Origin of the sequence: Streptomyces sp. NPDC005566, from assembly GCF_040605575.1 — a bacterium.
Lineage (GTDB): Bacteria > Actinomycetota > Actinomycetes > Streptomycetales > Streptomycetaceae > Streptomyces.
This window is the reverse complement of record NZ_JBEXDB010000013.1, coordinates 145779-160464: the sequence shown is the minus strand read 5'-3', so window position 1 is coordinate 160464 and position 14686 is coordinate 145779. Positions and strand designations below refer to the sequence as shown.

At 68.1% G+C, this 14686-nt stretch carries 9 protein-coding genes, 1 pseudogene and 1 riboswitch; of the genes and pseudogenes, 4 read left to right on the top strand and 6 right to left on the bottom strand.

Going from position 1 to position 14686, the window contains the following annotated elements:
* Positions 1–178: 178 nt before the first annotated feature.
* The 3 genes and pseudogenes from ABZS61_RS21630 to ABZS61_RS21620 form a co-directional block, all read right to left on the bottom strand.
* On the bottom strand, positions 179–3082 hold the full coding sequence (locus ABZS61_RS21630) for a hypothetical protein (protein ID WP_356423491.1): 2904 nt from the start codon (positions 3080–3082) through the stop codon (positions 179–181).
* A gap of 631 nt (positions 3083–3713) precedes the next feature.
* Positions 3714–3997, bottom strand: a pseudogene (locus ABZS61_RS21625) (helix-turn-helix domain-containing protein).
* A 128-nt stretch (positions 3998–4125) separates the two neighbouring features.
* Positions 4126–4683, bottom strand: coding sequence for a hypothetical protein (locus tag ABZS61_RS21620; RefSeq protein ID WP_356423489.1), 558 nt, complete (start codon positions 4681–4683; stop codon positions 4126–4128).
* Between the two features lie 142 nt (positions 4684–4825).
* Between ABZS61_RS21620 and ABZS61_RS21615 the strand changes: the two genes are divergently transcribed.
* Positions 4826–5410, top strand: a complete 585-nt coding sequence (locus tag ABZS61_RS21615; protein WP_356423486.1) for a TetR family transcriptional regulator — start codon at positions 4826–4828, stop codon at positions 5408–5410.
* Positions 5411–5668: 258 nt separating this feature from the next.
* On the opposite strand, the gene ABZS61_RS21610 is transcribed toward ABZS61_RS21615, so the two are convergent.
* The 3 genes from ABZS61_RS21610 to cobN form a co-directional block, all read right to left on the bottom strand.
* Positions 5669–6100, bottom strand: a complete 432-nt coding sequence (locus ABZS61_RS21610; RefSeq protein WP_356423483.1) for a DUF393 domain-containing protein — start codon at positions 6098–6100, stop codon at positions 5669–5671.
* Positions 6101–6244: 144 nt separating this feature from the next.
* On the bottom strand, positions 6245–7003 hold the full coding sequence (locus ABZS61_RS21605; protein ID WP_356423480.1) for an IclR family transcriptional regulator C-terminal domain-containing protein: 759 nt from the start codon (positions 7001–7003) through the stop codon (positions 6245–6247).
* A 78-nt stretch (positions 7004–7081) separates the two neighbouring features.
* Positions 7082–10684: a cobaltochelatase subunit CobN gene (cobN, locus tag ABZS61_RS21600; protein ID WP_356423477.1), complete on the bottom strand. Its 3603-nt coding sequence runs from the start codon at positions 10682–10684 to the stop codon at positions 7082–7084.
* A 91-nt stretch (positions 10685–10775) separates the two neighbouring features.
* Positions 10776–10849: riboswitch (cobalamin riboswitch) on the bottom strand.
* 326 nt (positions 10850–11175) lie between these two features.
* On the opposite strand from cobN, the gene ABZS61_RS21595 reads away from it, so the two are divergent.
* From ABZS61_RS21595 to cobJ, 3 genes are all read left to right on the top strand, one after another.
* Positions 11176–12459, top strand: coding sequence for a cobalamin biosynthesis protein CobG (locus ABZS61_RS21595; RefSeq protein ID WP_356423474.1), 1284 nt, complete (start codon positions 11176–11178; stop codon positions 12457–12459).
* Positions 12460–12526: 67 nt separating this feature from the next.
* A complete protein-coding gene (locus ABZS61_RS21590) occupies positions 12527–13153 on the top strand; it encodes a precorrin-8X methylmutase (RefSeq protein ID WP_356423470.1) in 627 nt (208 codons plus the stop codon).
* Positions 13150–14664: a precorrin-3B C(17)-methyltransferase gene (gene cobJ / locus ABZS61_RS21585; RefSeq protein WP_356423467.1), complete on the top strand. Its 1515-nt coding sequence runs from the start codon at positions 13150–13152 to the stop codon at positions 14662–14664. Before ABZS61_RS21590 ends, cobJ begins: the two co-directional genes overlap by 4 nt.
* Positions 14665–14686: the final 22 nt, after the last annotated feature.

Sequence of the window (14686 nt, the reverse complement as noted above, 5' to 3'; positions counted from 1 at the left end):
ATCCTAAGGAAGGTTCCTCTCGGGCTCCCTTGCTGAGTCACGCTTGTCCCTCTCGTTGTTGTCACTACCTCAAGCCTGCCATGCGGGCGGCAGAAGCCCCAATGCCCCCAACGGGCAACGATCTTGGCGCCTCATTAGCAAACTGAGCCCATGCATGGAAGCGGCTGCACCTTCATAGCTAGCTGTTCGCTAGATCGTCTACCAGCAGGGATGCAAGCTCACCAAACTCAGGTGTGGATCGGAGTAGAAGCACACCCGCTGCTTGCCGCTCCTGAAATGACTGACACAGCCTTCTCAGTTGGTGCCGCACCATCCAAAGGTCGATAGGTACGTCTTCCGCAGCCGCAATCAAGACATCTGTCATACCAGGAACAGCCATCTCATCCATGCGGCTTCCCCCGGCGTCATTATTGGCACCAATTGCCACCTGCTCCCCGGTGGGGGTAACAATGAATCCGATATTCATTCCCGCAAAGATACGGTTGTATATTTCGCGCCCACCTTGCACCTTAGACAGGTCGACATACGGCTCCGCAACCTCAATGAACGGCTTATATGTGAGGACAATTGATTCGTTATTCAGCCCAGAAATGAGGAACTTCTGGTCTAGAAGCGTGCAGCCGATGTAGGACACAAGCCCACCGTCAGCACCGCCGTACTTATCGAGATTCCTTTTTACTGGGTAGGCAAGCTTCCCTCGCCGCCCGACCCAGTTGACCATCATGAGCGATAGAGTGTTAACGGCACCGTGACCACCAGCCGCGAGAGTCTTCGACACGGCCTGCTCAATAGCCGCACGTGACGGACTATCCAACTCGGCTACATTCCACAGTGCGTTACTAAAGTGGATACCCTCAAATTCCTCCATAGGGTCATCTAGCAGCTCCAGCGCGTGCTTAGTAAAACTACGCAAGAAGCGCGGCGCTTTCGCCGCCACATCGTCGTCGAGCAGATCAACAGCAAGCGAAGAGGCAGGCTTGACAAAAAGGCTCACTTTGTCAACAGCTTGAATTTCATCCAGCAGAGTAACGAGCCTATCGCGATACGTAGGGCGCTCATGAAAAATGTATCCTGCCGCCAGCATCCAAGTGTTACGCCAGTGCGCGGATGCCGCGATAGTCTTCAAAAGACCACTAGTTTGCTCCGCATCGGCAGTAACGATGGCTCGGGCTGCCATAAATTCTTGCAGGCTACGAACATCGAACCCGACGCACTCTTGCTTTCGGGGGACGAGAAGGATGAGCCTCCGCATTGCCGCGTCCACGATTCGAGCAGAAAGCGCGCCCCCTGCTACATCGTCGTACCCTTCATCTTGCAAATATCGGATCGTGATTTTCGATAGCTCGCCTTTCGACAAAACCGCATCCGAATCTCCAGCGCGCTCTGCCTGAACCTGCAAAAATAGGCCCACGCGTTCGTGGAGATGGTTGATGGTAGTGCGATAGTCGTCGATTAGTTTAGCTACCGGACCCGCCTTACTGGCCTCGCGGTTGTAGATTGCCTGATAATAGTCGCTAAATAGCCTATACCGTTGCTGCGGTACGCGCTGACGCCGCTCTAGCAAAATGGCCATAATCGTTACCTGCAATGGCGTAGTCATTAGGCGCGCTGTCAAATCATCCTCTGCCGCCTCTTCCAATCGCTTCAATACTCTGCTTGCAGTATCCGGATCTCCACGGTGGCGCAGCTGCGTGAGCTGCTTAGCGTAGGAAACCGCATATATCGTGTCCAGAGGCTCCAACCGCATATGCACGTAGCGCCGAGGCGAGAACTCTTCCCGGTAGCCCTGGGGTCTAGAGGTCGCCACTAGCAGCAGATCTGCATCAGCAGATCGGGCATCGATAATGAAGTCGTTAACTCGTTCCATCACTACATCGCGTGCCTGCGGTGAAGCGACCTCATCCAAGCCATCTAGAACGACTAGCCATGGCCATGCTTTGAGCCAAGAGCGCAGTTGATTTGGAGTAATGTCTGGTGTGCGCCGACTGATTTGAGCCGCGAAATACCGCAACAGACTTACAGGTTCCCCACCAGCGACAGCGTCAGCATACTCACTAAGATTAATACGGATTGGCCATCGTCTAGCTGCGGGCATGGTAAGCCCCATGCGGTGCATCTCATCATCGAATGAGTTGACCGTATCAGCCGTATCTACGTCGAGCCGATCCTTCGCTTCCCTCAGCAACGCAACTCGGTACGCCTGACAAAGAATCTGACTTACCGTTGACTTACCTTGGCCAGGCCCGCCAATCAGCGCCACATGAGAGGGCACCTCAGCCTGACGGCTTGGCCGGAGGACGCTGTCGCCATGGCGAAGGATATGGCGGACCGTGCTCACGGTTTCATGGTTACCGTCGAGCGAGGTGTAAGAAGCAGTAGGGTCGATGGCGATTTCTGCGAGGGGAAGGCGCTGATTTTCCGCTTCTCCGGCCTGACCAAGCTTCACCCACTGATCGGATGCCAACTCCTTGCTGCTGTGATTTGTGAGAAGTTCACCAAGTTCGGATGCCGTCCCTTCAAGCAATTCCTGGAGACGAAATAGAACGTCACCAGATGTGATCAATGCGCTATAGGTTTGACGGATGTTTGGGTAAAGGTCAAGGTAGCGGCAGATTTGGTCGAAGTGCCACACCTCGCAGCCTTTGATATCGAGTCCAAGCTCAGTAATTAAATCCTGCGTAACCCGTTTAAAAAGATCGATCCCCCCCGTTTCAGGGTCCGGCGACAGGACTACATTCGTGGCAAATAGCAGATAGTCCGGAAGTGCACCCTTACGAACCCGCTTAGATTTATCGTTGGCCCATTGTCTTAGCTCTGCACGAACCACTCCGAGGAACCAAGTCGTGTCGGGGTTTGTTCCCTTCGGTCGTTGCAGAAACTTGGATTGCAGGACGCCGTGACCACTCCAAGGCCCGTCTGGATGCGGTATTGGGTATCGCATTTCGCCACGGAATTCTGCTTCCCGCCCACCATCCGGACCGTCCCCGAAGGTCTGCACCGCGGGCCCGAGGATTTGCGCTGCCAGAGCCTGCGTTAGGTGCTCGAACTCGCGTGTGCCGAGGCGCGTCAGGTCGTAGTCCACACTCGCCATCTTGCTCTGCCTCAGCCCAGGGCACAGGCACTTCTACAGAAGTGGCCGTACCTCTACGGACTGCACGAGTGGCTGGGATGTTCGGGATGGGCCACTGCCGGACCGCAGCGTCAAAGTTGCGCCCTTGGCGGGCACAAGCGTGCCTCCGCTTCCGTCCCTCGTGCCACCGCTGTGCGGAGCTGCCGGTCGGCGCAGTCTCATCCGTAGTCTCGTTCGCAGCCGTACGCGGTCGTTCATCATCCCGGCAGACCTGGCCGTGATCTGGCGGGTGGACGCACACGAACCAGGACGAACACAACCGTGCAGAGTTGGAAAGCGTGTTGGGGGCAACCCCTCACGAGTTCGAATCTCGTATCCTCCGCCATTGCTCTCACCGGGCAATACGTCGAAGGCCCCCGCAGCTTGCTGCGGGGGCCTTCGACGTTATCCGTCTCACTTGGGTTCTGCGGAGCCCTCCCTGTTCGGGCTCGGCCACCCCGCCCGCTCCCCTGCTCCGAGTCGCCACAGAGCGGGTCACCAACCTGCTCCGCGACGTTCTTCAGCATCGGATCAGTCACGTGCATCTACCGCCCTCACATCCGAGCCGCCCGGCCCCCTTCCCAAGATGGCGTCCACGACCACGTCAGGGACTCCGTGCAGGAGCAGCACCGTCCAGGCGGTGTGCCGCGCGCCATGCAGGCGGCCATCCCGCTCGCCGGCGTCCGCGAGTAGCTGCGTCATGGTCCGGGACGGCCTCGGGCGGAACCCTGCGGAGACGGCCACAACGGTCACGGACTCCAACTCGCCGGTCCGGATGAGGCTGCGGCAAAGCGTCGGGCCGATTCGGAGCCGCCGTGCTGCCTCTTCAACGGTGAACAGCAGCTGCGTGGGATCGAAGCCGTCGACGCCATGGTCAAGTTCCTGAATGAGCGGGGCAGTGGTCACCGTTGCTCCTCGATGCGTCGAAGGCACCGGCAGCTCGGGCGAATTCGCGGGGCCTTCAGCGGCCCGATCGCTGATTCCGGTCGGCGCCGGCCACCCGTCGGGGCGACGCGTCACACCTTGTGGGCACGTCCCAGGCGGAGGGCTGAGACGAGGAAGAAGACACCGCCGAGGAAGGCGTAGCCGGCCAGGTTGCTCAGGGAGGCGCCGCCCTTGCCCGCCTGGGCGAAGAACGAGGCGCCTGCGAGCGTGGAGATGGCTCCGCTGGCGATCATCGCCCACTGGCCGCCGAGTTGACGCCGGACGGCGCCTACGACGAGCTGAACGATGCCCGCGGTGACAGCCCAGGCACCCCAGACCCGCAGGACGGCGGGGATGCCGGAGGTGGCGGCGACGGCGAGGCCGATGCCGGTGAGGGCGCTGAGCGCGATGTTCACGTACAGGCCGCGCACCGGTTGACCGTTCGCCCGGGCAGACCTGATGTCGACGATCGCGCAGACCACGTCGAACAAGGGATAGATCACCAGCAGCGTGACGGTGAGCGGGCCCAGCGCGTCGGCCGTCGTGAACAGCAGGGCGGCCCACACCGCGGCGAACGCGAAGCGCAGGAAGTACAGCTTGCGCAGGGCAGTGGGAACGCTGGTGGGAGCGGTATCGACGAGTGTGTCCACGGAGGTTCCTTCCAGGGAAAACGGATTGATAGAGGTCGACCGAATTACGAGGGAGAACGTTCGGTCTCTCCAGATACTTGCGGGACGGGTCGACGCTGTCAAGACCGAACGTTCTCCCTCTCCACTGGGGTAATCTGGCCGCATGAGCGAGGGCAGAGGAGGGAGCAGCACGTCTGCGGCGCGAGCGCGGCTGCTCGACACGGCGACGAGAATCTTCTACGCGGAGGGCATCCACTCCGTCGGCGTCGACCGAATCATCGCGGAGGCTCAGGTCACCCGCGCCACGCTGTACCGGCACTTCACCGGCAAGGAGGAACTCGTCCTCGCCTACCTCGACCGGGCCGACCGGGGAATCCGGGCGGGGACCGAGAGCGCGCGGACGGGCGAGCAGTCGGCAGCCGACGCGGTCCGGGCGGTCTCCCGGTTCATCACCCAAGGCATTCAGGGCCCTGGCTTTCGCGGCTGCGCCTTCCTCAACGCGGTAGCCGAGTACCCCGACCCCGCCCACCCCATCCACCAAGCCGTCCTGGCCCACCGCCAGTGGTTCCTGGACACCGTCACCGAGATGCTGGCGCAGGTCGGCGACCAGCCCGCCGACGAAGCCGGCCGGCACCTCGTCATGCTCCGCGACGGCGCCATGGCCTCCGGCTGCCTCTTCGCCCCGGAGCTGATCGCCGATACCTTCGTCCTGGGAGTCGAAGGAATCCTGCGGGCACGCGGCGCCTGAGCGGCCTCGACCGGGTCACTGATCGATCGAGGCCGGTTGCACGACAGCACTACGGGACGTACGCGACGGAGACATCCCGGAAGGCCGGGCCGGCCTCCGCCTCAGCTACCCGATCACCGCGGCCGGTCGGGGCGAATGCAGGTCGGGCCGCTTCCGCCTCCGCCATCTGCCGGGGGCGCAGCGTTGACGAGCAAGGCGGTCACGTCCGCGCCGGCCCGCTCCGCGTGAGTCCGGATACGCTCGCCGCGCTCGGCGTGATCACTGTCCGGGCTGATGCTGATCCGCGTCCTTATCGGGCAGGCCGTACCCGGGCCTGCGGTCCGCAGGCGACGCACAGGCCGGTGAGCCGCCGGGCAGACGGTCACGGTTGGCGGCGATGAGCCGGTAGACAGCGTGGGCGATCCAGCGCGCCGGGGGCAGGGTGAGCAGGGCACCCGGCCAGGCCCAGAGGCCACCGGCACTCAACATGAGTTTGGCGACTGCCTGCGCGCCGCCGTACACCGTGCCCGGCGGCGAGATGTACAGCAGCTCGCGTTCGGCTCGCTGCTGGGTGACGCCGAGAGCGTCCAGATCCGCGAACTTCCATGGCGTGACAGTGCAGTTCGGTCGCAATCGCCGCATGATGAAGTTCACGGACGTCGTACAGAAGGCGCAGTCACCGTCGTAGACCAGAACAGATCGATGCGGCATGGGCCCATCCTGCCTGAGCGGACCCTCCTGCGCCGGGAGGCTTTCCAGCTCGTCCGCGCAAAGAGGTCGTCCGGGCAGCAGCTCAGCGCCGGAGGCCTTTGAGATCGAGCGCACGGCGCTGCGACGAGAACCGTCCTCGTGTTCTCAGAGGGTGAGGGACAGCCCCCTGGTCACCCTCTCCGCCGATGCGAGCAGCCTCTCCCGTACCTGGCTGGTCCGGTACATCCGGTCCGACCGGAAGGAGATGCCGAGCGAGCCGAGCTTGTCCCCGCTGTACACGGGCACCGCGATGCAGAGCGTGCCGAGGGAGTACTCCTCGCGGTCCATGACGACGGGGGCGGGCAGCGAGGACTCGAGCTGTCGCACGAGCTCCTCACGCCGCGTGATCGTGCGGGGCGTGAGATCGGCGAGGTCGTGCCTGGAGAGGTAGTCGCCGCGCGCCTCCTCGTCCAGCTCACGCAGGACGCACTTGCCCAGTGCCGTGGCGTGTCCGGCGTCCTCGAATCCCACCCAGAGGTCGACCCTCGGCGCCTGCGGTCCGTCGACGATCTCCGCGACGCGGATCTCGCCCTCCTCGTAGAAGGTCAGGTAGGCGGCGGCCGACACCTCGTCCCGCAGCGTGGCGAGTGCCGGGCGGACGCGCGTGAGCAGCCCCTCCGCCGGGCTTCCCGTCTGCGGCTCGAACAGCTCGTTGCCCATGACGAACCCGCCGTCGTCCAGCTTCCTCAGGTAGCCGTCACGGGTGAGCGCGGGCAGCAGCTCGTGCGCGGTGGCCGGCGACAGCCCTGCCTCCCTCGCCAGCTGATCCGCGGGAACGCCGCACTCGTGCGCTCCCGCCGCTTCAAGCAGCCGGAGGGCCTGCTGGACAGACGCCACTGGCGTGGGGCCCACCTGATCACCCATTCCACCAGCTTGGACCCGGTACCGTCGAGCGGCAATATGTCCCGGATCCGCCCTGCCCGGAGCGCCGGAGCGCGCGCCTCAGTCCTCGCCCTCCAGGTTGCCTTCCGTCTCCAGGAAGACCTGGCGCAGCGCCTCAAGCACAGCCGGGTCGGGCTTCGCCCACATGCCCCGGGACTCGGCCTCCAGGAGGCGTTCCGCGATGCCGTGGAGGGCCCAGGGATTGGCCTGCTGGAGGAATTCGCGGTTCGTCGGATCCAGGACGTACGTCTCCGTGAGCTTGTCGTACATCCAGTCGGCGACCACGCCCGTCGTCGCGTCGTAGCCGAACAGGTAATCGACTGTGGCGGCGAGCTCGAAGGCGCCCTTGTAGCCGTGGCGGCGCATCGCCTCGATCCACTTCGGGTTGACCACCCGGGCGCGGAAGACCCGGGACGTCTCCTCGACCAGGGTGCGCGTGCGGACCGTCTCGGGGCGGGTGGAGTCGCCGATGTACGCCTCGGGGGCGGTGCCCTTCAGCGCGCGTACGGTCGCGACCATGCCGCCGTGGTACTGGAAGTAGTCGTCCGAGTCCGCGATGTCGTGCTCACGGGTGTCGGTGTTCTTCGCCGCGACCGCGATGCGCTTGTACGCGGTCTCCATCTCGTCCCGGGCCGGGCGCCCGTCGAGCTCACGGCCGTAGGCGTAGCCGCCCCACACCGTGTAGACCTCGGCGAGGTCGGCGTCGGTGCGCCAGTCGCGGGAGTCGATGAGCTGGAGCAGCCCGGCACCGTACGTGCCCGGCCGGGAGCCGAAGATGCGGGTGGTGGCGCGCCGCTCGTCGCCGTGTTCGGCCAGGTCGGCCTGGGTGTGGGCCCGTACGAAGTTCCGCTCGGCGGGCTCGTCGAGGGAGGCCGCCAGGCGTACGGCGTCGTCCAGCAGGCCGATGGTGTGCGGGAAGGCGTCGCGGAAGAAGCCGGAGATGCGCAGCGTGACGTCGATACGGGGGCGGCCCAGCTCCTCGTACGGGATCGGCTCCAGGCCCGTGACACGGCGCGAGGCGTCGTCCCAGACGGGGCGGACGCCGAGCAGGGCGAAGGCCTCGGCGATGTCGTCGCCCGCCGTGCGCATCGCGCTCGTGCCCCACAGGGACAGGCCGACGGAGGTGGGCCAGTCGCCGTTGTCGGCGCGGTAGCGCTCCAGGAGCGAGTCCGCGAGGGCCTGGCCGGTCTCCCAGGCGAGGCGGGAAGGGACGGCCTTCGGGTCGACGGAGTAGAAGTTGCGGCCGGTCGGCAGGACGTTCACCAGGCCGCGGAGCGGGGAGCCGGACGGGCCCGCGGGGACGAAGCCGCCGTTCAACGCGTGGACGGTGTGGTCGAGCTCGTCGGTCGTCGCGGCGAGGCGGGGCACGACCTCCTCGGCGGCGAAGTCGAGGATGTCGGCGACGGCCCGCGGGTGTCCGGCGGCCACGCCGGCGACGGCGGCCGGATCCCAGTCCGCGTCCTCCATCGCCTGGACGAGGGTGCGGGCCTGCTCCTCGATCTCGTCGGCGGCGGTGCGGGTGGCCGCGGACTCGTCGAGGCCGAGCGCCTCGCGCAGACCGGGCAGGGACGTCGTACCGCCCCAGATCTGTCGGGCGCGCAGGACGGCCAGGACGAGGTTGACGCGGTCCTTTCCGGCCGGGGCACCACCCAGGACGTGCAGCCCGTCGCGGATCTGGACGTCCTTGATCTCACAGAGCCAGCCGTCGAGATGCATGATGAACTCGTCGAAGCCCTCGTCCTCGGGGCGGTCCTGAAGCCCCAGGTCGTGGTCGAGCTTCGCGGCCTGGATCAGCGTCCAGATCTGGGCGCGGACGGCCGGGAGCTTCGCCGGGTCCATCGCGGCGATCTGCGCGTGCTCGTCCAGGAGTTGTTCGAGGCGGGCGATGTCGCCGTAGCTGTCGGCGCGCGCCATCGGCGGTACGAGGTGGTCGACCAGAGTGGCGTGCACCCGGCGCTTGGCCTGGGTGCCCTCGCCCGGGTCGTTCACCAGGAACGGGTAGACGAGCGGGAGATCGCCCAGTGCGGCGTCGGGGCCGCAGGCGGCGGACAGGCCCGCGTTCTTGCCGGGCAGCCATTCCAGGTTGCCGTGCTTGCCGAGGTGGATCATCGCGTCGGCGCCGAAACCGTTGTCGTCCGCGGACGCGGCGATCCAGCGGTAGGCGGCCAAGTAGTGGTGCGAGGGCGGCAGATCGGGGTCGTGGTAGATCGCGATCGGGTTCTCGCCGAAGCCGCGCGGCGGCTGGATGAGGATCAGCAGATTGCCGCGGCGCAGGGCGGCGAGCACGATGTCGCCCTCGGGGTTGCGGGACCGGTCGAGGAACATCTCGCCCGGGGCCGGGCCCCAGTGCCGCTCGACGGCCTCGCGGAGTTCGGCGGGCAGTGTGGCGAACCAGCGGCGGTAGTCGGCGGCGGGGATCCGGACCGGGTTGCGGGCCAGCTGCTCCTCGGTGAGCCACTCCTGGTCGTGGCCGCCGGCCTCGATCAGCGCGTAGATCAGCTCGTCGCCGTCGCCGGAGACCAGCCCCGGGATCTCCTCCTCGGGCCCGAAGTCGTAGCCCTCGGCCCGGAGCCTGCGCAGAAGGGCGACGGCGCTGGCGGGGGTGTCGAGGCCGACCGCGTTGCCGATGCGGGAGTGCTTGGTCGGGTACGCGGACAGGACGAGCGCGATGCGCTTCTCGGCGGCCGGGATGTGGCGGAGCCGGGCGTGCCGTACGGCGATTCCGGCGACCCGTGCCGCACGCTCGGCGTCGGCGACGTACGCGGGCAGGCCGTCCTCGTCGATCTCCTTGAAGGAGAACGGCACCGTGATCAGGCGGCCGTCGAACTCCGGCACGGCGATCTGGGTGGCGGCGTCCAGCGGGGAGACGCCTTCGTCGTTCTCCTCCCAGGCGGCGCGGGGGCTGGTGAGGCAGAGCGCCTGGAGCACCGGCACGTCGAGGCCGGTGAGGGCGCCCGCGTCCCAGGACTCGTCGTCGCCGCCCGCGGACGCGGTGGCCGGCTTGGTGCCGCCCGCGGCGAGGACGGTGGTCACGATGGCGTCGGCGGCCCGGAGTTCGTCGATGAGTTCGGGCTCGGGGGTACGGAGCGAGGCGACGTACAGCGGGAGGGCGCGGGCCCCCGCGTCCTCCACGGCGGTGCAGAGCGCTTCGATGAACGCCGTGTTCCCGCTCATGTGGTGGGCGCGGTAGTAGAGCACCGCGATGGTGGGCCCGGTGGTGCCCTCGCTGGCCGTCCGCTCCAGCGGCCCCCAGGCGGGGGCGGGGGCGGGCGGCTCGAAGCCGTGGCCGGTGAGCAGCACGGTGTCGGAGAGGAACCGGGCCAGCTGCTCCAGGTTGGCGGGGCCGCCGTGCGCGAGGTAGGCGTGCGCTTCGGCGGCGATGCCGATGGGGACGGTGGACGCGGCCATCAGCTGTGCGTCGGGGGCCTGTTCACCGGTCAGCACGACGACGGGACGACCGGTCGCCAGCACCTGGTCGAGGCCGTCCTGCCAGGCCCGTACGCCGCCGAGGAGGCGTACGACGACAAGGTCCGTGCCGTCCAGCAGCTCCGGGAGTTCCCCAAGGGAGAGCCGGGAGGGGTTGGCGTAGCGGTAGTTGACCGGGCCTGCGGATGCGCGGGCGCTGAGCAGGTCGGTGTCGGACGTCGACAGGAGCAGGATCATGCGGCGTCAGCCTTCCTCGGGGTGTCCACGCCCCGGGCAGTGTCGGAATGGGGTCTCCCCTGCTCGAGCGGAGCCGAGAGCTTGGGGAAAGGAGTTCCTGACTCGCCCGGCTCTGGACCGGGCTCACAGTGGCGGGACCGCGCCGGAATCTCACCGGGCTTCCTCCCATGTCGCCGTCTGGCGATGGCGGGCCGAACGGACCGCCGCTAGGCATAGTAGGCGGCGGGTGGCCGGGCGTGACGGGATGCCCCTGGACGGGACTTGTCCCGGACGCCGGACGGGCCGGTTTTCGCCCTGCGGCGACCGGGGCCGGGGCGACGAACCCGGAAGGGACCCCGGACCGGGACCCCGGGCCGGGGCGACGAACCGGGGCGACGAACCGGGGCGACGAACCGGGAAGAAGCTCCGGACCGGTCGCGGTTCCGGGTCCGGCCCGGTCGGTGTCCTGCAGGTCACAGTCACCGTAGGACTGTGACCTGGTCACGGTCGGTATGCTCGCCGCCATGCCCCCATCCGCCGTCCCGCCCCGGTCTCCGGGCGGTGATGCCTGCCCCGGAACCCTGCGCCTGCACCGGGCGGACGACGGTGCGCTGGCGCGGGTCCGGCTGCCCGGCGGAATGCTGACCGTTGCTCGTGCGAACGCCCTCGGGGAGGCCGCGACCCGGCTGGGCGACGGTGAGTTGCATCTCACCTCGCGCGGCAATGTGCAGCTGCGCGGGCTCGCCCCGGACTGCGGTGCGGAGTTGGCCGGACTGCTGGGCAGGGCCGGTCTGCTGCCTTCCGAACGCCACGAGCGGATACGTAACATCGTCGCCTCCCCCCTCGCGGGACTCGACGGCCTCGGGGCCGCGGAGGTCGGCGTATGGCTGGCCGGACTTGACCGACTTCTGTGCGGAAGCGACCGTGCGACCGCGCTCTCCGGCCGCTTCCTCTTCGCACTCGACGACGGCCGCGGTGACGTGGACGCTCTCGGCGCCGACCTCACCCTGCTGGCACGTGACGACGGCGACGCGATGCTGCGCGTCGGAGACCTCGACACCGTCCTGCGTATCCCGGCGTCCGAAGGGCCCCGCGCCGCACTCCTGGCCGCCGAAGCGTTCCTCGACGCCGCCCCGGACACCGGTGCCTGGCGGGTGAAGGACCTGCCGTGCGGAGCCGCCGCACTGGCCGACGACGTCGCACGGCGGTTGAGGCGGACCGGTACCGCCGTGTCGGAGGACCGCCTCCCCCGCCCTCACACATCCCTCCCGCCTGCCCTCGGCCCGGTACGCGGCCGCCGCCGCCGCCGCGATGTCGCGCTGTCCGTCGGCGTACCGCTGGGGCGCCTGGACCCGGACCAGTGGCGACTCCTGTCGAGCGCCGGCGACCTGCGGCTCACCCCGTGGCGCGGCGTCGTCGTCACCGGCGTCGCACCGGATCACGCGGACGAACTGCTCGCCGCCCTCTCGGAGGCCGGTCTGATCACCGGGCCCGGATCGCCGTGGGCCGGTGTCGGGGCGTGCATCGGACGGCCCGGCTGTGCGAAGTCGCTGACCGACGTGCGGGCCGAAGCGGGGGCCGCCGTCGGCCCTGCGGGACGGCTGCCTGTGTACTGGTCCGGGTGCGAACGCCGGTGCGGCCATCCGCACGGGGAGTGGATCGACGTGGTCGCCACCCCGGACGGACACCGGATCTCCCATGTGACGGGGGACCGGTCGGACGCCACGGCGACGGTCCGGGACAACCCTGTCGCGCTGGCCGCCGCGGTGGCAGCGGCGCGAGGCTCTCGCACCTGACCGCGCATCACCTGTTCACCTGTGTCTGGCCGCCGGCCACCAACCCGATGAAGAAAGCGACAGCACTGTGCATCAGTACGAGAAGGACGGACCGGCGATCTACCGCCAGTCCTTCGCCACCATCCGCGCGGAGGCGGATCTGGCAGGGCTGCCCGCCGATGTGAGCCAGGTCGCCGTCCGCATGATCCATGCCTGCGGCATGGTCGACCTCGTACGCGATCTCGCCTTCTCGCCGGATGCCGTGTCCGGCGCCCGCGCGGCACTGCGCTCCGGTGCACCCATCCTGTGCGACGTGGCCATGGTCGCCAGCGGGGTCACCCGCAAGCGGCTGCCGGCGAACAACGACGTGGTGTGCACCCTGTCCGACCCGGCCGTACCGGAACTGGCCGCGAAGCTCGGCACCACCCGCAGCGCCGCCGCGCTGGAACTGTGGCGCGACCGCATGGAAGGGGCTGTCGTCGCCGTCGGCAACGCACCCACCGCCCTGTTCCGGCTCCTGGAGATGATCGAGGAGGGCGCCCCGCGCCCCGCCGCCGTCATCGGTGTCCCGGTCGGCTTCATCGGCGCCGCCGAGTCCAAGGACGCGCTGGCCGCCCACCCGTCCCGCCTCGAGCACCTGATCGTGCGCGGCAGGCGCGGCGGCAGCGCCATGGCGGCAGCGGCCATCAACGCGATCGCCAGCGAGGAAGAGTGAGCGTGAGCGAGCACAAGAAGACCGGACGGCTGTACGGGGTCGGGCTCGGGCCCGGCGACCCGTCCCTGATGACCGTGCGCGCCGTCCAGGTCATCGGTGAGGCCGATGTCGTGGCGTACCACTCCGCCCGGCACGGCCGGTCCATCGCCCGTTCCATCGCGGCACAGCACATCCGCGCCGACCACATCGAAGAGGCGCTGGTCTACCCCGTCACGACGGAGACCACCGACCATCCCGGCGGCTACCGGGGCGCGCTGGACGAGTTCTACACCGAGGCCGCGGCCCGCCTCGCGGTTCATCTCGACGCGGGGCGCACCGTCGCCGTGCTCGCCGAGGGCGACCCGCTGTTCTACGGCTCGTACCAGCACATGCACAAGCGGCTCGCAGACCGTTACGCCACCGAGGTCATCCCGGGTGTCACCTCCGTCAGCGCCGCCGCCGCCCGTCTCGGCACCCCGCTCGTCGAGGGCGAGGAGGTGCTGACGATCCTGCCGGGCACGCTGCCGGAGGAGGAGCTCACGGCACGTCTGGCGGCCACCGACTCGGCGGTGGTGATGAAGCTGGGCCGCACGTTCCCTGCCGTGCGCCGTGCGTTCGAGGCGTCCGGGCGGCTCGCCGAGGCGCGTTACGTCGAGCGCGCCACGATGGCCGGGGAGCGCACCGGCGACCTGGCAGGCACCGACGCGGACTCGGTTCCGTACTTCGCGGTCGCGGTGCTCCCGAGCCGGATCGACGCACCCCGCCCCGAACGGGCCGCCGGCTCCGGCGAGGTCGTCGTGGTGGGCACCGGGCCGGCCGGCCCGCTGTGGCTGACGCCCGAGACCCGCGGGGCGCTGGCCGCCGCCGACGACGTCGTCGGCTACACGACGTACCTGGACCGGGTGCCCGTACGTCCCGGGCAGCAGCGGCACGGCTCCGACAACAAGGTCGAGTCGGAACGGGCCGAGTTCGCGCTGGACCTGGCGCGGCGCGGACGGCGGGTGGCCGTCGTGTCGGGCGGTGACCCGGGGGTCTTCGCCATGGCGACGGCCGTACTGGAAGTGGCGTCCCAGGACGCGTACACGGACATAGCGGTACGGGTGCTGCCCGGGGTGACCGCGGCCAACGCCGCCGCCGCCCGCGCGGGTGCTCCGCTGGGCCACGACTACGCCACCATCTCGCTGTCGGACCGGCTCAAGCCGTGGGAGGTCATCGCCGAACGGCTGCGCGCGGCGGCCACGGCCGACCTGGTGATGGCGCTGTACAACCCCGGTTCACGCAGCCGGACCTGGCAGGTCGGCAAGGCCCGCGACCTGCTGCTGGAGCACCGTTCACCGGACACACCCGTGGTGCTCGGGCGCGATGTCGGCGGCCCGGCGGAGAGTGTCCGCACGGTGCGCCTCGCCGATCTCGATCCGGCCGAGGTCGACATGCGGACGATCCTGATCGTGGGGTCCTCGCAGACCCGGTGGGTGCGGCGGGGCGACGGCCGGCAGATCGTCTGGACGCCGCGCCGCTACCCGGAGGGCTGAACGCGACCGCGTGGGGTCCGGA